General features: G+C 32.2%; 17 protein-coding genes. All 17 read left to right on the top strand.

Features of this window, described 5'->3' with window-relative positions; translation table 11 throughout:
• Positions 1–2 precede the first annotated feature (2 nt).
• From JOD96_RS12700 to JOD96_RS12620, 17 genes are read left to right on the top strand one after another with little or no spacing between them, the layout of a single operon-like run.
• The gene (locus JOD96_RS12700) at positions 3–842 is read left to right on the top strand and encodes a glycosyltransferase family 2 protein (RefSeq protein WP_209564640.1); all 840 of its coding nucleotides are present in this window, start codon (positions 3–5) and stop codon (positions 840–842) included.
• 29 nt (positions 843–871) lie between these two features.
• Positions 872–1999, top strand: a complete 1128-nt coding sequence (locus JOD96_RS12695) for a glycoside hydrolase family 99-like domain-containing protein (protein ID WP_209564639.1) — start codon at positions 872–874, stop codon at positions 1997–1999.
• Positions 2000–2001: 2 nt separating this feature from the next.
• Positions 2002–3015: a glycosyltransferase gene (locus JOD96_RS12690; protein ID WP_209564638.1), complete on the top strand. Its 1014-nt coding sequence runs from the start codon at positions 2002–2004 to the stop codon at positions 3013–3015.
• Positions 3016–3942 carry a glycosyltransferase family 2 protein gene (locus JOD96_RS12685; protein WP_209564637.1) on the top strand — a complete coding sequence of 309 codons (927 nt, stop codon included), beginning with the start codon at positions 3016–3018 and terminating at the stop codon, positions 3940–3942.
• Positions 3939–5045, top strand: a complete 1107-nt coding sequence (gene wecB / locus JOD96_RS12680; RefSeq protein WP_209564636.1) for a non-hydrolyzing UDP-N-acetylglucosamine 2-epimerase — start codon at positions 3939–3941, stop codon at positions 5043–5045. Before JOD96_RS12685 ends, wecB begins: the two co-directional genes overlap by 4 nt.
• 6 nt (positions 5046–5051) lie before the next feature.
• Positions 5052–5654: an acyltransferase gene (locus JOD96_RS12675; RefSeq protein WP_209564635.1), complete on the top strand. Its 603-nt coding sequence runs from the start codon at positions 5052–5054 to the stop codon at positions 5652–5654.
• A gap of 1 nt (position 5655) precedes the next feature.
• A complete protein-coding gene (locus JOD96_RS12670; protein WP_209564634.1) occupies positions 5656–6900 on the top strand; it encodes a UDP-glycosyltransferase in 1245 nt (414 codons plus the stop codon).
• Complete coding sequence (locus tag JOD96_RS12665; protein ID WP_245188407.1) at positions 6893–7816, top strand: glycosyltransferase family 2 protein; 924 nt, start codon at positions 6893–6895, stop codon at positions 7814–7816. Before JOD96_RS12670 ends, JOD96_RS12665 begins: the two co-directional genes overlap by 8 nt.
• Positions 7817–7825: 9 nt before the next feature.
• The gene (locus JOD96_RS12660) at positions 7826–8494 is read left to right on the top strand and encodes a cytidylyltransferase domain-containing protein (protein ID WP_209564633.1); all 669 of its coding nucleotides are present in this window, start codon (positions 7826–7828) and stop codon (positions 8492–8494) included.
• Positions 8495–8509: 15 nt separating this feature from the next.
• Positions 8510–9550: an N-acetylneuraminate synthase gene (gene neuB, locus JOD96_RS12655; RefSeq protein ID WP_209564632.1), complete on the top strand. Its 1041-nt coding sequence runs from the start codon at positions 8510–8512 to the stop codon at positions 9548–9550.
• Positions 9551–9601: 51 nt separating this feature from the next.
• Positions 9602–10723, top strand: coding sequence for a UDP-N-acetylglucosamine 2-epimerase (gene neuC / locus JOD96_RS12650; RefSeq protein ID WP_209564631.1), 1122 nt, complete (start codon positions 9602–9604; stop codon positions 10721–10723).
• A gap of 21 nt (positions 10724–10744) precedes the next feature.
• Positions 10745–11545 (top strand): hypothetical protein, encoded by an 801-nt coding sequence (locus JOD96_RS12645; protein ID WP_209564630.1) that lies wholly within the window; start codon positions 10745–10747, stop codon positions 11543–11545.
• Positions 11542–12939 (top strand): CDP-glycerol glycerophosphotransferase family protein, encoded by a 1398-nt coding sequence (locus JOD96_RS12640; RefSeq protein WP_209564629.1) that lies wholly within the window; start codon positions 11542–11544, stop codon positions 12937–12939. The genes JOD96_RS12645 and JOD96_RS12640 overlap by 4 nt, the downstream gene beginning before the upstream one ends.
• Positions 12932–14023 carry a glycosyltransferase family 4 protein gene (locus JOD96_RS12635; RefSeq protein WP_245188406.1) on the top strand — a complete coding sequence of 364 codons (1092 nt, stop codon included), beginning with the start codon at positions 12932–12934 and terminating at the stop codon, positions 14021–14023. Before JOD96_RS12640 ends, JOD96_RS12635 begins: the two co-directional genes overlap by 8 nt.
• Before the next feature lie 18 nt (positions 14024–14041).
• A complete protein-coding gene (locus JOD96_RS12630; RefSeq protein WP_209564628.1) occupies positions 14042–15475 on the top strand; it encodes an MBOAT family O-acyltransferase in 1434 nt (477 codons plus the stop codon).
• Positions 15475–16356 (top strand): hypothetical protein, encoded by an 882-nt coding sequence (locus JOD96_RS12625; protein WP_209564627.1) that lies wholly within the window; start codon positions 15475–15477, stop codon positions 16354–16356. Before JOD96_RS12630 ends, JOD96_RS12625 begins: the two co-directional genes overlap by 1 nt.
• Before the next feature lie 4 nt (positions 16357–16360).
• The gene (locus JOD96_RS12620) at positions 16361–17506 is read left to right on the top strand and encodes a glycosyltransferase family 4 protein (RefSeq protein ID WP_209564626.1); all 1146 of its coding nucleotides are present in this window, start codon (positions 16361–16363) and stop codon (positions 17504–17506) included.
• Positions 17507–17519 lie beyond the last annotated feature (13 nt).

Raw genomic sequence — 17519 nt, 5'->3', positions numbered from 1 at the left:
AAATGAACAATCCGTCAGTTTCCATAATAGTTCCTTGTTACAATCAGGCTCAATATTTAGACGAGGCCTTAGAATCTGTTTTTAATCAAACATTTAAAAGCTGGGAATGTATTATTGTAAACGATGAAAGTCCAGATAATACAATAGAAGCTGCTCAAAAATGGTGTAAAAAAGATTCTCGTTTTAAATATACTTTTCAGCAAAATGGAGGGCTGAGCAGTGCCAGAAATTTAGGAATTTCTCAGGCTCTCGGAGAATTCATTTTACCGCTAGATGCAGATGACAAAATAGCTCCAAATTATGTTGAATTGGCAATTGAGACTTTTGAAAAAGATCAATCTTTAAAAGTTGTTTATTGTAAAGCAGAGAAGTTTGGTTATGAAACCGGTGTTTGGGATTTACCTCCTTTTTCTCTTTTTAATTTGAGCCGGAATAATTTAATTTTTTGTTCTGCTTTTTTCAAAAAAAAAGATTGGGAACAAGTGGGTGGCTACGATACTTCAATGAAACATGGTTGGGAAGATTGGGAGTTTTGGATTGCAATCCTGAAAAATGGAGGAAAGGCCAAGCAATTAGATGAAATAGGTTTTTATTATAGAATAAAAAAAATATCAATGCTTAAGTCAATTGAGCATCAAAAAGGGATTGAAATTCTAAAATATTTAAGTGTCAAACATGCTGATTTTTTTGTTGCACAATATGGTTCATTCAAAGAAATGGAACAACAGCAAATCAATTTGCAAAGAGAGAATGAAATTAAATTAAAAAGTGAAAAATTTGTAATTGATCTTTTCTGCAAAAGATTTTTTGGTTTTACAATATTTGGCAAATACAAAGAATGAATCGCTAAAAACGTTAATAACGCCCCCAAATGCCCGAAAACAGAATAAAATTTCTTGCCTACTATCTGCCACAATATCATCCAATTCCTGAAAATGATTTGTGGTGGGAAAAAGGTTTTACCGAATGGACAAATGTAACTAAAGCAACACCCTTGTTTAAAGGTCACTATCAGCCCATTCTGCCGGCAGACTTAGGTTTTTATGACTTAAGAGTACCCGAAGTTCAGGAACAACAAGCCAAATTGGCAAAAGAATATGGTCTTGATGGTTTTGTTTACTATCAATATTGGTTTGGAGATAATAAAATGCTGTTGGAAAAACCTGCTGAAGCTATGCTTCAAAATAAAAACATTGATTTTCCTTATTGTTTCTGTTGGGCAAATGAAACCTGGAAAGGAATCTGGCACGGACTTGATAATCCGTCTGTTCTCATTGAGCAAACTTATAATGGAAAAGAAGGATATCAGATTTATTTTGATTACTTGTTGCCGTTTTTCAAAGATGAGCGTTATATCAAAATTGATAACAAACCTATGTTTCATGTTTACAGGTTTGATGATATACCAAATGTAGAAGAATTTATAACTGTTTTTAATGAATTGGCAATTGCAAACGGTTTTGCCGGAATTTATTTTGTAGCCACAATAGCATCTGAAAATGTTCTTAAAAATGATCATATTTACGGAAAGGTAGGAGACGAAGTATTTCAGAAAATGAGATATAAAAGTGGGTTTCTATTTGCTGATGTAAGATACTTAGGCTGGCTCGAAAGAAAAATAAAAGTAGCCTTTGGATTTACTAGCCAAATCGGTAAAAGACTGAAACCCGTAATTATTGATTACAGTAAAGCAGTTTCCCGTATAAATGTTGTTTTTCCGCATCAGAAATATATTCCATGCGTTTTCCCTAATTGGGACAATTCTGCCCGAAGTGGAAAAAAGTCTTTGATTTTTATCAATTCAAGCCCGGAATCCTGGAAGAAACATTTGCAAAAAGCCGTTACTGAATTATTGAGAAATCCAAAAAACCCTCAATTTGTCATGATAAAATCGTGGAACGAATGGGCAGAGGGAAATCATCTGGAACCGGATGTAAAATTTGGATTGAAATGGTTAGAGGCATTAAAAAATGTCAAAGATAATTTATACAAGAATTAAGAATGGAAAACAATTTATTAATATCAGTTGTTTTACCAGTTTTTAATGGAGAAAAGTTTCTATCAAAATCTATTGAAAGTGTACTAAACCAAACGTATCAGAATATTGAATTAATTATTGTAAATGATAATTCAAACGATAATACATTAAACATTTCAAATCAATATGCTGAGAAAGATAGCAGGATAAAAATTATAAGTAACCCAATAAATAAAAAATTACCCGCAAGTTTAAATATTGGACATAACGCCTGCAAAGGTGATTTTATAACCTGGACCAGTGATGATAATTTTTATGAACCAGATACCTTAAAAATCTTATCAGATAATCTCCTCAAGGAAGAAGCAGACGTTGTGTACAGTAATTTTACTTTGATAGATGATAAGGATCAAAAGATTAGAGAAGTAATGCTTCCCGGTATCGAGAATCTAATCTTCGGGAACGTTATAAGTTGCTGTTTTATGTACAGAAAAGAAGTGTATGAGAGAAATAATGGCTATAACGAAGATTATTTCCTTATCGAAGATTACGATTTTTGGCTTCGGGCTGCAGTGCACAGCAAATTTAATCATATAAACAGATCTCTGTATAATTACAGAAAACATGAAGAAAGCCTGACAAACCAAATTACAGTTGATTCTGAAAAAAACATTCTTTGGAAAAAGAATTTAAAGGCAATGTTTCTTAGTTTTTGGGAAAATTTTGTCAAAATTAATTATTCTGAGATGGCAGAATTTTCAACTAAATTTTTATGGTTTGAAAAGATAGAATTTGACTGGCTAGTAGCGAATAATGATAAAATTAAAGAGGTAAAGGCAGAAATAAAGAAGAACCAAAATTTCTCCAATAAGCTATTAACAGAAAAAGTGTTCTTAAAAAAGACAATAGAAGTAATGATAAATGAAAAAGATACCAAAAGAAATTTCTCAAGATCTGCTTTTATTATAAAAAATTATGCAAAAGCATTAGATAAAAATGCTCTTAAGACACTAATTAAATATTCATTTTTTAAATAGATGCAGCCAAAAGTAACCATTATTATGGCGACCTACAACAGGGCGCACTTTATTGTTGCAACATTAGAATCAATTAAAAAACAAACTTTCTCAAATTGGGAATGCCTGATTATTGATGATGTAGGAACCGATAATACCAGTGAAGTAATTGCTCCGGTTTTGGTTGAAGATTCACGCTTTACATTTTTAAAAAGGCCGGATAGTTATCAAAAAGGTTTGCCGGGATGCAGAAATTATGGATTAGACCTGGCAAAAGGTGATTATATTATTTTTTTTGATGATGATGATATTGTACATCCCCAGAATCTGGAATTGTGTATAAAAGAATTAGAGAAACCAGAAATATCTTTTTGCAGATACGAAAGAGAAGTTTTTACAGGAGAATTTAATTATGATTTTGATTATTCAAAAGAATATTCATCATTCTTTATTGATGTTAATGATTTAGAAAAATTGCTAAACAATAATTTGCCATTTAACTCCTGTGCTGTAATGTGGAAAAAAGAATGTTTTGCGGGCAATCGCTTCGTAGAGCATTTAATGTATGCAGAAGAATGGGAATTATATTCCAGAATATTATCAGCAGGAATTAAAGGAATTTCTATAAAAAAATGTTTATTCTACGGAAGAAAACATTTAAAATCGAATACCGGTGAATTTTTTACACACAATCCTGTCAGGAGAAAATCTCATTGTGATGCTATAGTTTTAGTAATTAAAAATCTTAAGGAAAAGCAATTACTCACAAATTCTCTAATCCGTTATTTTGTTACAACTTCATTAGATTACAAAGAATATAAATTATTCAGTCAGATTTTAAAAATTCTAAATTTGCCTTTATTACAAAAAATAAAATGGCAAATCTATTATAGCTCTTACTTTTTACGCCTGCCAATTTACAAAATGAAAAAAAACATCAAAAAATGAGAATTCTTCTTTGTTTCGGAACACGCCCTGAAGCCATAAAAATGGCACCCTTATATCACGAACTCAAAGAAAATAAATTTGAAGTTATGGTTTGTGTTACAGCACAACATCGCGAAATGCTGGATCAGGTATTAGAATTTTTTGATATAAAACCTGATTATGATTTAGATTTAATGCAGCCAAATCAGACTCTAAACAATTTGAGTGCCCTCATTTTAAGTAAAATGGATAAAGTACTTTTAGAGGTTAACCCCGATTTGGTTTTTGTACACGGAGATACAACGACTTCTTCTATGGTAGCCCTGGCCTCATTTCATCGGAGTATTAGAGTAGCACATGTTGAAGCAGGACTAAGAACCTACAATAAACAGTCACCTTTTCCTGAAGAAATCAACCGACAGTTAACAGGCAGATTAGCAGATATTCATTTTACGCCTACAAACGAAGCAAGCAATAATTTAGTAAAGGAAGGAATTTCTCAATTGTCTATTATTCAAACAGGAAATACAGTCATTGATGCGCTGTTCTGGACTATCACTAAAATTGGAAAAGAAAATTTTGTACACCCTGAAATAGAAGAATTAAAAAACATAGTTCCGACAAATAAAAAGATTGTATTAGTAACGGGACATCGCAGGGAAAACTTTGGAACAGGAATGAAAAACCTCTGTGAAGCATTGTTGAAAATAGCAGCCAGAAAAGATGTTACGATTGTATATCCGGTACATTTAAACCCGAATGTGAAAGATATTGTACATGAAATGTTGTCCGATAAAGAAAACATTCAGCTCATTAGCCCGGTTTCATATCCTGCTTTTGTGTGGTTGATGCAACAATCATTTTTAATTGTTTCTGATTCAGGAGGTATTCAGGAAGAAGCACCTTCTTTAGGAAAGCCCGTTTTAGTAACCAGAAATACTTCAGAAAGGCCTGAAGGTGTAACAGCAGGTTTTTCAAAATTAGTTGGGACAGATAAAAATAAAATCATAAATGTTATACAAGAACTTTTAGAGAATTTTGATGGTTTTGAAAATAAATCAAATCCATATGGTAACGGCAATGCATCAAAAAATATAATTAGTTTTTTAAAAAATCTTAACTAAGATTATATGACAGTAAGATCAGTTCTTCTCAAGATAATCAAACACATACCTGTTAATTCAGTTAAAATAGTTCTGCTCAAAAAGTTATTTAATTATACCATAGGCAAAAACGTTAAAATTGGAAAAGCGATCATCAACTGTAATAAAGTTTATATTGGAAATAATGTTCATATTGCCAGTAACAATGTTATTGTTTGCAATAAATTTTCAATTGGAGAAAATTCCTCAATTCATTCCGGAAATGTAATTCAGGGAAGGGCAAATTTTTCGTTAGGAACAAACTCCAGAATTATTAATAATCATCATTTTGATTTGTGGAATAACATTCAAATCGGAAACAATACATGGATTGCCGGGAAAAACAGCCAGTTTTGGACACATGGCTCAATTCATACCAAATTGAATAATAAAGATCTGTCTATTTTAATTAAAAATGATGTTTATATAGGATCTGCCTGTCGTTTTGCACCGGGAATTACAATTGAAAGCGAAAATTTAATAGGCTTGGGAAGCGTTGTAACAAAAAGTTTTTTAGAAAGCAAAACCATTATCGCAGGCAACCCTGCAATTGTAGTAAAACAAGATATTGACTGGAGAACAAATTGGTAAAATGATAAAAAAAATACTTATTGTAGTCGATTCTATAAACATAGATGACAGCAGCGGATCTAAAGCAAATGTGGCGCTGATTAATAATTTGCATGAAGCCGGATTTGAACTTTTAGTTTATCATTACACCCGGAGAAATATAAACTTAAAAAAGATAAATACATTTAAGATACCAGAAATTAAGTATAGTTTTTTATACTTTTTAAGTAGGTTTCAGAGAGTTTTCAGTAGAAATTTTAAAGTAAATCTTGCACCTTTTTTTGAAAAAAGATTTGGTTTTTCGTTTACCTTTTTTAATGATATAAAAAGTATTAGCAGCGCCTTAAAAAAACAATCATTTGATCCTGATTTGGTACTTACTCTGAGCAAGGGAGCTAGCTTTAGACCTCACTATGCAGTTCTTAAATTACCTCAACTGCACAAAAAATGGATGGCATATATACATGATCCGTATCCTTTTCATTATTATCCAAGACCTTACAACTGGGTGGAGCCTGGATATGACTTCAAAGAATTTTTCTTTCAGGAACTATCTCAGAAAGCAAATTACACTGCTTTTCCAAGTCAGTTGTTAAAGGAATGGATGTCGAGCTATTTTCCTGAATTTTCTAAAACAGGAATCATAATTCCACATCAAAATGAAAAATACGAAGTTCAGAATACTGATTTTCCTTCTTATTTTGATGCTTCTCAGTTTAATTTAATGCATGCCGGAAATTTGATGAAACAGCGTTCTCCGGAAGGATTACTGAAAGGTTTTACGCTCTTTCTTGAAAATAACCCATCAGCAAAAAATGATGCAAAACTTATTTTACTCGGAGATGCTTCTTACCATAGTGAAATGCTAAAACAATATAATATTTCTCAGATTTATATTCATAATGGCAATAAAGCCTTTGATGAGGTTTATCATTTGCAAAAAAATGTTTCAGTAAATATTATTTTAGAAGCAAAAGGAGAAATAAGCCCTTTTTTGCCGGCGAAGTTTCCTCATTGTGTTGAGGCCGACAAAACAATTCTTTCACTGGCACCATATTATAGTGAAACGAGACGGCTATTAGGAGGAGGGTATTCTTTTTGGTCAGAAGTAGACGATGTGAATAAAATTGCGCAACTGATTGAAAAATTATATCAGGTATGGAAACAAAATCCTGATAATTTACTTTTAAATAGAAAAGACTTAGAAAGTTATGTTTCTGTCGCACATTTAAAAGAAATCATGAGCATCTTAAATAATAATGAATAAAAGAATGCAAAATTCCAGTTTTTCCATTTTAATAACTACTAAAAACCGCAAAGAGGATTTAATTTTTACTTTAGGTAAAATTCAGTATTTGTTAGACAAAGAAAATGTAAATTGTATTATATGTGATGATGGTTCTACCGACGGAACGGCTTCCTATATTCAGGATAATTTTCCTAAAATTCAATTAATTACTAATTCTGAAAGCAAAGGATTAATTTATAGCCGAAACAGATTACTGAATTTGGTTACTTCAGAATTTGCAATTTCTATTGATGATGATGCACATTTTATAACTCAAAATCCTTTTGAAATTATTCTAAAAGCTTTTGATGAAAATCCAAAAACCGGTTTGTTTAGTTTTAGGATTTTTTGGGGCTTACAAGAACCCGAAACATATCACTCTGATAAAAACTCCTATCGTATGAAAAGTTTTGTCGGATGCGGGCATGTTTGGCGTATGAGTGCCTGGCGTGATATACCCGATTATCCGGCCTGGTTTGTTTTTTACGGGGAAGAAGATTTTGCATCCTATCAGCTTTTCAAAAAAAAATGGGAAATATATTATCTGCCTGATGTTTTGGTTAACCACCGAGTAGATGTAAAATCCCGAAAAAAAAATGCAGATTACAGCTTACGATTGCAACGATCATTGCGTGCCGGATGGTATTTATATTTTTTATTTTACCCGATAAAATTAATTCCCAAAAAAATAGCCTATTCTATTTGGATTCAATTGAAGTTAAAAGTTTTTAAAGGCGATTTTAAAGCCTTAAAAGCAATTTTATTGGCTATTTTAAATTTGTTTTTTTCGATTCCGAAAATTATAAAAAACAAAAACAGATTATCAATTCAGGAATTTAATGCGTATCAAAAATTAGAAGAGACAAAAATCTATTGGAAACCAGGAGATAAATAATTTTGCTGTATGAAAACAATTGCTATAATTCCGGCTCGTGGAGGTTCTAAAAGACTGCCTCAGAAGAACATCAAAATATTAGGAGAAATTCCTTTATTGGCTCACAGTATTTTGTATGCTCAGGCCAATAAAGAAATTATAGACGAAATTTATGTATCGACAGAGGATAATGAAATTAAGAAAATTGCATTAGAATTTGGAGCAAAAGTAATTGACAGGCCAGAGAATATTTCGGGAGATACAGAACCAACAGTTTCAGCATTAAGAAATGCATTAGAACAAATTAATGAACCGGTAGAAAATGTTGTTTTGTTGCAGGCTACAAATCCGCTGCGTCCTCAAAGCTTACTCAATGAAGCTTTTGCCTACTACCAAAAAGAAAAATGCAACAGTTTATTTACTGTTTCGCGAAATCATCAGAAATTTGGAAAAATCGCTGATAATAAGTTTATTCCATATAATTATGAAATCGGACAAAGAAGTCAGGATTTAGAGCCGCTTTTTTTCGAAAATGGTTTATTATATATCACAAAAGCAGCATTAATTCTTGATAATATAATTATTTCAGAAAATGCATTTCCATTCGAGATAAATCATATTTTTGCCGAAGTTGATATTGATACGCAGGAAGATTTTGATTATGCGGAATATCTACTTTCCAAAAACAAAAACATATAATAAATAATTTTATTTATGAATCCATTTATAGAAATAGCCGGACGAAAGATAGGCCTGGACTATCCGCCATTAGTAATTGCCGAAATAGGGATTAATCATGAAGGTTCTCTGCGGGTAGCCAAAGAAATGGTAGATGCAGCTCACAGAGCAGGAGTTGAGGTAGTAAAACATCAGACACATATCGTAGAGGATGAAATGAGCGGTGCCGCAAAAAAAGTAATCCCTGGAAATGCCGATGTTTCTATTTATGAAATTATGGAACGCTGTTCCTTAAATGAAGAAGAGGAATTTGAATTGAAGAATTATGTTGAAAGTAAAGACATGATTTTTATTTCAACACCATTTTCCCGTGCAGCGGCCGAAAGATTAAAAAAATTCGATATCCCGGCCTATAAAATTGGCTCGGGAGAATGTAATAATTACCCATTATTAGAACACATTGCTTCGTTTGGCAAACCGGTAATCTTAAGCACCGGAATGAATACAATAGAAAGTATTCAGAAAGCGGTTACCATTTTTGATAAACATAATATTCCGGTAGCTTTATTGCACACAACCAATTTGTATCCAACACCAATTCATTTGGTTCGTTTTGGAGCAATGACAGAATTACATGAAGCTTTTCCCGATAAAGTTTTTGGTCTGAGTGACCATACGCTGAATAATAATGCGTGTCTTGGTGCAGTTGCTCTTGGCGCCAGTATTTTAGAAAGACATTTTACCGATCACATGCAGCGTACCGGACCAGATATTGTTTGTAGTATGGATGAAAAAGCCTGTCAGGAACTAATAATTTCAAGTACAGAAATCGCCTTAATGCGAGGAGGAACAAAAAAACCGGCATTAGAAGAACAAGTCACTATTGATTTTGCTTTTGCAACGGTTTGCGCTATTCAGGGAATAAAAAAAGGAGAAATTTTTACCAAGGAAAATATTTGGGTAAAACGTCCCGGAACCGGCAAAATTCTGGCGGAGCGTTTTAATGATATCCTGGGTAAAACAGCCACAAGAGATATTGAGAATGACGAACAGCTTACCTGGGACGATATTAAGTAATATTCCTTAAACTTTAATGCAATATTTTTTAGAGGCAGTTTTAATTAAACAATGAAAAAAATCCTTTTTCTTACTGGTACACGTGCTGATTTTGGTAAAATAAAATCATTAATTCAGATTCTTGAAGACCGTCAGGATTTTGAAGTTTTTGTGTTTGTAACCGGTATGCATCTACAGGAAGAATATGGATATACACTGATTGAAATCGAACGCTGTAATTTTAAAAATATACATACTTTTCAAAACCATACCCACGAAACAACTATGGATTTGACACTTGCCAAAACCATAGAAGGATTATCCAAATATTGCAAAGAAGTAAATCCTGACATGATTATAGTACATGGTGATAGGGTAGAAACGTTAGCCGGTGCAATTGTAGGTTCACTTAATAATATTTTGGTTTCACATATTGAGGGTGGTGAAATTTCCGGAACTGTAGATGAATTGATCAGGCATAGCGTTAGTAAATTGAGTCACATTCATTTTGTGTCCAATAAACAGGCTCAGAAAAGATTAATACAAATGGGAGAGATAAAAGAGTCTATTTTTACCATAGGTTCGCCGGACATCGATATTATGTTTTCAGATCAGCTGCCTAATTTAGGAACAGTAAAAAACTATTATAAAATCGATTTTGAAAAATTTGCAGTAGTAATGTTTCATCCTGTGACTACAGAATTCAAACAAATGAAAAATTACACAGAAAATTTTGTAAATACTTTATTGCAGGATTATCATAACTATGTTGTTATTTTTCCGAACAATGATTTAGGAAGCCAGTTTATAATCGATGCGTATCAAAAATTAAAAGAAAATGCAAGATTCAGGATTTTTCCTTCCATTCGTTTTGAATATTTTTTAACATTATTGAAGAATAGCCAGTTTATAATTGGCAACAGTAGTGCAGGAATCAGAGAAGCGCCTTATTACGGAATACCGATAATAAATATAGGGACCCGTCAGCAAAACAGAGCGATTCATGCTGATATTGTAAATACTGATTATTCTGAAAACAGCATTAAAGGGGCCCTATCTATTATCGACTCTCATAAAGTACAAATTGTAGAAGATGATTTTGGAAATGGAAATAGTAATGAGTTATTTCTTGAATGTCTTCAAAAAGAAGATATTTGGAAACTAAATCATCAAAAACAATTTCGGGATAACTGATCTGATATATATAAATTAAAAATGGCAGAATCTAAAATAGCAATACTTTCGACAGTAATAAACTTTGATTTATATGCTAAAAGTTCTCAGTTTTTTCCTCAGGATATTCAAAAATATGTGATTGACGGAAGAAACGGAATGCATGGTTTGGACAGCATATTTTATATGATGGATAAACTGAAAAACAAGAATTTAGATTGGCTTATTATGGCCGATGAAGATGTATTGTTTCAGGATTCTACTGTGTTTTTTGATATTATAAATAAAATGCAGTCTGAAAATTATATGGTTTGCGGTGTTCGTGATGGTGGAATGATTGCACACAGAATTTATAATCCGTATGCTGTAAATACTTTCTTTTCGATTATAAATTTCAAAGACCTGGAAAAAATCTGGAACAAAAAAGAAATACTCAAAAATCATTATATCAAAAAGGACGAATTTAGAGATGATCTTTCAGGTCTTCCAGGTCAGTATGATGTAAACAGTATTTATGAACCTTATTATGGGTTTTATTTCTGGATGAGAAGAAAAAACAAAAAATTTCTTTTTTTAGACGCCCAGATGAATTCAGATCAGATTGCAAATACAGTACTTTATAATGATAAAGTGTTTTTGTATCATACGTGGTTTGCGCGGTCTTATGGAATAAATGAAAAGCATACCAAAAGAATAAATAACATATTTGGGTTATTACATTTTGAAGAGAATAAAACTTCTGATCCAATAATTTTTAAAGACAAAACATTTTTTTTAATTCAAAAAATTAAAAAAAATTACCAAAGGATTGTCAAAAAATTTAAAAGCAAAAAACAGAAATGAAAAAGTTAGGAGTAGTAATAACTGACGGCGTAGGATTTAGAAATTTTGTTATGAGCGATTTCATAACAGAAGCATCAGCCCAATTTGATAAAATTATAGTCTATTCCGGTTTGCCAGAAACCTGTTATCAAAATTTGGATAATCTTAAACTCGAGATAAAAGAACTTTCTGTTTTTAAAGAAGGAAAATCAACCTGGGCTTTCAGAAAATGGAAAGAATTGGCGCATTTGCAAAAGTATAAAAGCTTTTATGGAATGAACGATAATCTGCTTGTAGGTTATCCCAAAAACAATTCTGCCCGATCATTATTTGTAAAAGGACTTTATATATTTACCAAATTTATACATTCAAATTCAAGTATTTTATTTGCAGAAAAGCTTCAGTTTTCTTCTTTTTCTAAAAATAAAATAACCGAAGAATATATTGAGATACTTAAGAAAGATAAACCTTCACATTTATTTTTTACACATCAGCGACCGCCTTATCTGGCGCCTTTTTTATATGCGGCTATTCAGTCTGGTATTCCGACAAGTACTTTTATTTTTAGTTGGGATAATCTGGCATCAAAAGGGCGAATGCTGGGTAGCTTTGATCACTTTTTGGTATGGAGCCAGTTGATGAAAGAGGAACTGCTTTATTTTTATCCAAATGTAAAAGATGAAAACGTAAAAATTGTGGGAACTCCTCAGTTTGAGCCCTACGTTCTTCCTAAATATGAATCGTCAAAGGAAAACTTCTTTGCCAAATTCAACTTAGATTCTGATAAAAAAATAATTTGCTACAGCTGTGCAGACGTTTCTATTGGGCCAAACGATCCGATAGTAATCAAAGCAATTGCAGAAGCAATTAGAAATAATGAAATTAAGTTTCCGGTACAGCTTCTGGTAAGAACATCACCGGCAGAAGACGACAGAAGATTTAAAACTATCAGAGAAGAATATCCTGAGATTATCTGGAACGTTCCAAAGTGGATACTTACAAGAGAAAATCATCAGGAAAGCTGGTCCCAAAGAATACCAAGTCACGAAGATATTACCGACTTGAGGTCATTATTAGAAAACTCCGATTTGAGTATAAATATGTGTTCTACAATGAGTCTTGACTTTATGTTATTTGATAAACCTGTAATTAATACGGTCTTTGGTAATCCTGAAAATGGATTATACGATGATCAGCGATTTTTAAATTACATTCATTACAAAAAAGTTATAGATGGTAATGCTGTTACAATTGCAAAAGACAAAACAGAATTAATACATCAGATCAATCAATCTTTTAGTAATCCGACTGAGCGGACTGCAGACAGAAAAAAAATGATTGATTTGCAAATAGGCCAGAAATTACCACAAACCAGCAAGCGAATTGCTGAGGTTTTATATCACTTCAATGAATAAAAAAATAGCCATAATCTGCAACTATCAGTTACTTCCGGAAAGAGTGGGAGGAATGGATTATTTTTTCTGGGACTTTGATAAAAAGTGCAAAGAAAATAATATTCAGGCAGATTGGTTTTTTCCAAATTATTCTGATCATGGAGGATATTCAAACCTCACAATCTATAGTGATGAAAATAAAAGCGTAGAAAACAATTTTCTGGATTTTTATGAAGAAAATAAACCTGCGTATTCGAATATTATTACCCATTTTGTCGAATTATGTACGCCATTTTTCCAAAAAACAAAGAAAATTTCAGATGCAGAAATTATTGCGATAGATCATAATCCAAGACCTTTAAGCGGATATCCTTTCAAAAAGAAAATCAATAAAAGGATAAAAGGTTTTTTATATTCAAAATACATAGATGTTTTTATCGGAGTTTCTGATTATACGGTCAATGAAATTTTGAAAGATTTTGGTTCTCATTTAAAATCGAAAACAAAAACAATTTATAACGGAGTTATTCTAGAAGCCATTTTGGTCAGAGAGATCCGAAACGTTGTAAAACCACGCTTTTTAGTAGCATCACATTTAAGAGAATCAAAAGGGATACAGGATTTAATAGAAGCCGTAAATAATCTTCCGGCAACTATCAGAAATGAAATTAAGATTGATATTTATGGAGACGGGCCTTATAAGGAGCAACTAGCAGAAAAAATAATGCAGTATAAACTCGAAGAATGTTTTGCTTTTATGGGAAGTAAACCAAACCTCAATGAGATTTTTTGCCGATACGATTATATGCTGCAGCCCACTCATATGGAATGTTTCAGTTTGTCTATTTTAGAAAGTCTGGCTGCAAATGTTCCCGTGATTACCACAGATGTCGGAGGAAATAAGGAAGCAATCACCAATGCAGAAAATGGTTATATTCTCAAAGCCAAAGACTTCAAAGCATTGAGCAAAATCCTTGAGGATCTTTATTTAGGGAACAAAAAGATATCAATTAATACAAGGGAATTAATTGACAATTCCTTTTCTTTGCCGAAAATGGTAGAGGATCATTTTCAACTACTTTCAGATAAAACAGATCAAATTTAAAATTTCATAAATACCTAGATGTTTTTTAATTCCTTAGCATTTGCTATTTTTTTACCAATCGTTTTCTTTTTATATTGGTTTGTCTTCAATAAAACAAAAAGCACTCAAAATGCTTTATTAATTGTCGCCAGCTATTATTTTTATTCCTGTTGGGATTGGAGATTTCTGTTCTTACTGGTTTTCTCTACGTTTTTGGATTATTATACAGGAATTCAAATTGAAAAAGGAAAATCAGAAAAAATCAGGAAATTTTGGTTTTGGTTAAGCATTATTGTGAATTTAGGTTTCCTGGGAATTTTTAAATACTATAACTTTTTTGCGGACTCTTTCTCCGATTTATTAAATTCAGCCGGAATAAAAGCCAGTCCGATTTTACTGGAAGTAATTCTTCCTGTGGGGATTTCATTCTACACTTTCCACGGATTATCTTATGTAATTGATATTTATTATAAACGAATAAAAGCCGAATACAATTTTATTGATTACTCTTTATTTGTGAGTTATTTTCCGCTTTTGGTAGCAGGACCAATTGAGAGAGCAACACATTTATTGCCCGAAATAAAAGTAAAAAGAGAATTTGATTTACAAAAAGCCAAAGAAGGAATTTATCAAATCGTTTGGGGATTGGTCAAAAAAGTAGTGATTGCCGATACGTGTGCTACATACGCCAATGCAATTTTTGATAACTACACTTCAATGAACTCATTTTCGTTGATTTTGGGAGCTGTATATTTTGCTTTTCAGATTTATGGAGACTTTTCGGGATATTCAGATATTGCATTGGGAGTTTCAAAATTGTTCGGATTAGATTTATTGCGAAATTTCAATTATCCTTATTTTTCAAGAGATATTGCCGAATTCTGGCGCCGCTGGCACATTTCGCTATCGTCGTGGTTTCGCGATTACTTATACATTCCTTTAGGCGGCAGCAAAGGCGGAATCTGGCTAAAAATCAGAAATACCTTTATCATTTTTGTAGTCAGTGGCTTTTGGCACGGAGCCAACTGGACTTATGTTGTCTGGGGATTTATAAATGCGGTTTATTTTCTGCCTTTGCTTTTATCAAATAGCAACAGGAACAATATGGATGAGATTCGGCTGAAGTTTAATTTTGATTCTGTCAAAGTTATAACCAGTATTTTATACACGTTTATCCTTACCTGTATTGCATGGGTTTTCTTTAGGGCAAGAACAATTACCGACGCAGTTTTATATTTAAAACGTATGGTTACAGACAGAGAATTCAAATTTCAATATCTGGATAATGAACGTTATAACTATGAGTTATTGCTTATAATTGGATTATTTATTTTGGTTGAATGGAATAATCGTAAAAAAATCGAACCGCTGTCCGGAAAAAGAAGCATGTTGAAAATAGCCTTGGCTATTGCTGCAATTATGGCTTTTGGAACGTTTTCTGATTATAAAGAATTTATATATTTCCAATTCTAATGAAGAGATTTTTAATTTATACAGCCAAAATTCTAATCACAACTATCCTGATTGCGGCTATCTTAGACGGATTATATACATTCGTTTTTCTTCAATCTAAAAACAGGGGCAAGATAGAAACTGTTTTTAATTCGAAATCAAAGAAATATGATGTTGTAATACTGGGATCTTCAAGAGCAAACAATCATTTTGTATCGCAAATGTTTGAAGATAAAGGGTTGAAGACATTTAACTACGGAATGAGCGGCGGTCACTTGTTTGAAGCTTCACTAATGCTGAAGTTAATGATCGAAAGAAAATATGAAATTAAAAATATAATTCTTGAAGCAGATTTAAGTCTCTCCAACGATCATGAATCTGACGGGGTTTCAGCAAAATTTTTGCCGTATATTCATAATTCAGAAGTTATTAAAGAGCATTTTAAAACTCAGAAAAATTTTAATGAGTTGTATTATGTTCCATTTTACCGATATATAAAATACGATTCTAAAATAGGATTTAGAGAGGTTTATAAAATAGCGACCGGAGAAAAAACAAATTCACTGGACAATCTTGGATATTATCCGTTATCAAAACACAAAAATGGCAATATGAAAAATAATATTGTCAACCTAAAGCCTTTGAAACACAATAAATATTACGAAGAGATAAAAAGCATTTGTAAAGCCAACAATATCAACTTTATTCCGGTTATGACACCAATGTGTGAAAATGTTGTGGGAATGAATTATTTTGACAAAGTAAAAAAAGCATATCCTGAAATTCATAATTATGAAAATGTAGTGATAGAAAACAAATATTTTTCTTCCTGCGGACACATGACAGATGCCGGGGCAAAAATGTTTACAGCCAGAATTTTAAAAGACTTTTTTAAGAAATAAATCTATGAAAATAGCCTTTTTGACACCAGAATACCCACACTCTAAAACAGGAAATTCAGGTGGTTTGGGAACAAGTATAAAGAACCTTGCAATCGCACTATTAGATCACGGAATCTCTGTTCGTGTTCTTGTATACGGTCAGAAAGAAGACGCTTTATTTGAAGATAACGGAATTGTTATTCAACAAATAAAGAATATAAAATTCAAAGGGTTGTCATGGTTCCTGACCCGAAAAAAGATTGAAAAAATAATCAACCAATTATATATTAATCAGGAAATTGATCTGGTCGAAGCTCCGGACTGGACGGGGATAACCTCATTTATAAAACCTGTTAATTGTCCGGTTGTGATACGCTTACATGGCTCAGATACTTATTTTTGCCATTTAGATAATCGTAAAGTAAAATGGCTGAATAAATTTCACGAAAAAAGAGCTTTGCAAAAAGCAGACAGTTTACTTTCGGTAAGTCGGTTTACAGCAGACAAGACAAATGAAGTTTTTGGTTTAAATAAAAAATTCACCATTATTCCAAATCTGATTGATAGTGATTTGTTTAAAGGAAATGATCAGGAAGTATTTTCAGAGAAAAGCATCTTGTATTTTGGAAGCCTGATTCGTAAAAAAGGACTTTTAGAATTGCCTTTAATTTTTAATAAAGTGATTGAAAAGAATCCAGACGCGAAGTTAATTTTGGTAGGAAAAGATGTTCCGGATATAATCTCAGGAAATTCCTCAACATGGCAGATGATGCAAGATCTCTTCTCAGATGCAGCAATAAAGAATGTAGAATATATTCAAAGCGTTCCTTATACCGAAATAAAAGAGAAAATTCAAAAAGCAACTGTTTGTGTCTTTCCTTCTTTTGCAGAGGCTTTTCCGGTTTCCTGGTTAGAAGCAATGGCGATGGAAAAACCAATTGTGGCTTCAAATATCGGTTGGGCAAGTGAAATGATAGACGAAGGCAAAAATGGCTTTTTGGTTCATCCGATGAATCATGATACCTTCTCAAAAAGGATCTGCAGTTTTCTTGAAAATAGAGAGTTATGCCTGAAAACAGGATTAGCAGCAAGAAAAAAAGTAAAAGATTTTTTTGATATTAAAGTGTTGTCCCAACAAAATATCGAATTTTATAAATCAGTAATAAAATAACAAATCCGGATTT

It is taken from the genome of Flavobacterium sp. 1355 (assembly GCF_017833415.1).
Taxonomy (GTDB): domain Bacteria; phylum Bacteroidota; class Bacteroidia; order Flavobacteriales; family Flavobacteriaceae; genus Flavobacterium.
This window is presented reverse-complemented; position numbering and strand designations above follow the sequence as displayed.

Bases quoted from the DNA above. Each gene is read 5' to 3' on its own strand.
- neuB (WP_209564632.1), top strand. From the start codon at position 8,510: ATGAATCCATTTATAGAAATAGCCGGACGAAAGATAGGCCTGGACTAT.
- JOD96_RS12660 (WP_209564633.1), top strand. From the start codon at position 7,826: ATGAAAACAATTGCTATAATTCCGGCTCGTGGAGGTTCTAAAAGACTG.
- JOD96_RS12625 (WP_209564627.1), top strand. From the start codon at position 15,475: ATGAAGAGATTTTTAATTTATACAGCCAAAATTCTAATCACAACTATC.
- neuC (WP_209564631.1), top strand. From the start codon at position 9,602: ATGAAAAAAATCCTTTTTCTTACTGGTACACGTGCTGATTTTGGTAAA.
- JOD96_RS12690 (WP_209564638.1), top strand. From the start codon at position 2,002: ATGGAAAACAATTTATTAATATCAGTTGTTTTACCAGTTTTTAATGGA.
- JOD96_RS12630 (WP_209564628.1), top strand. From the start codon at position 14,042: ATGTTTTTTAATTCCTTAGCATTTGCTATTTTTTTACCAATCGTTTTC.
- JOD96_RS12670 (WP_209564634.1), top strand. From the start codon at position 5,656: ATGATAAAAAAAATACTTATTGTAGTCGATTCTATAAACATAGATGAC.
- JOD96_RS12665 (WP_245188407.1), top strand. From the start codon at position 6,893: ATGAATAAAAGAATGCAAAATTCCAGTTTTTCCATTTTAATAACTACT.
- JOD96_RS12695 (WP_209564639.1), top strand. From the start codon at position 872: ATGCCCGAAAACAGAATAAAATTTCTTGCCTACTATCTGCCACAATAT.
- JOD96_RS12675 (WP_209564635.1), top strand. From the start codon at position 5,052: ATGACAGTAAGATCAGTTCTTCTCAAGATAATCAAACACATACCTGTT.
- JOD96_RS12685 (WP_209564637.1), top strand. From the start codon at position 3,016: ATGCAGCCAAAAGTAACCATTATTATGGCGACCTACAACAGGGCGCAC.
- JOD96_RS12640 (WP_209564629.1), top strand. From the start codon at position 11,542: ATGAAAAAGTTAGGAGTAGTAATAACTGACGGCGTAGGATTTAGAAAT.
- JOD96_RS12620 (WP_209564626.1), top strand. From the start codon at position 16,361: ATGAAAATAGCCTTTTTGACACCAGAATACCCACACTCTAAAACAGGA.
- JOD96_RS12645 (WP_209564630.1), top strand. From the start codon at position 10,745: ATGGCAGAATCTAAAATAGCAATACTTTCGACAGTAATAAACTTTGAT.
- JOD96_RS12700 (WP_209564640.1), top strand. From the start codon at position 3: ATGAACAATCCGTCAGTTTCCATAATAGTTCCTTGTTACAATCAGGCT.
- JOD96_RS12635 (WP_245188406.1), top strand. From the start codon at position 12,932: ATGAATAAAAAAATAGCCATAATCTGCAACTATCAGTTACTTCCGGAA.
- wecB (WP_209564636.1), top strand. From the start codon at position 3,939: ATGAGAATTCTTCTTTGTTTCGGAACACGCCCTGAAGCCATAAAAATG.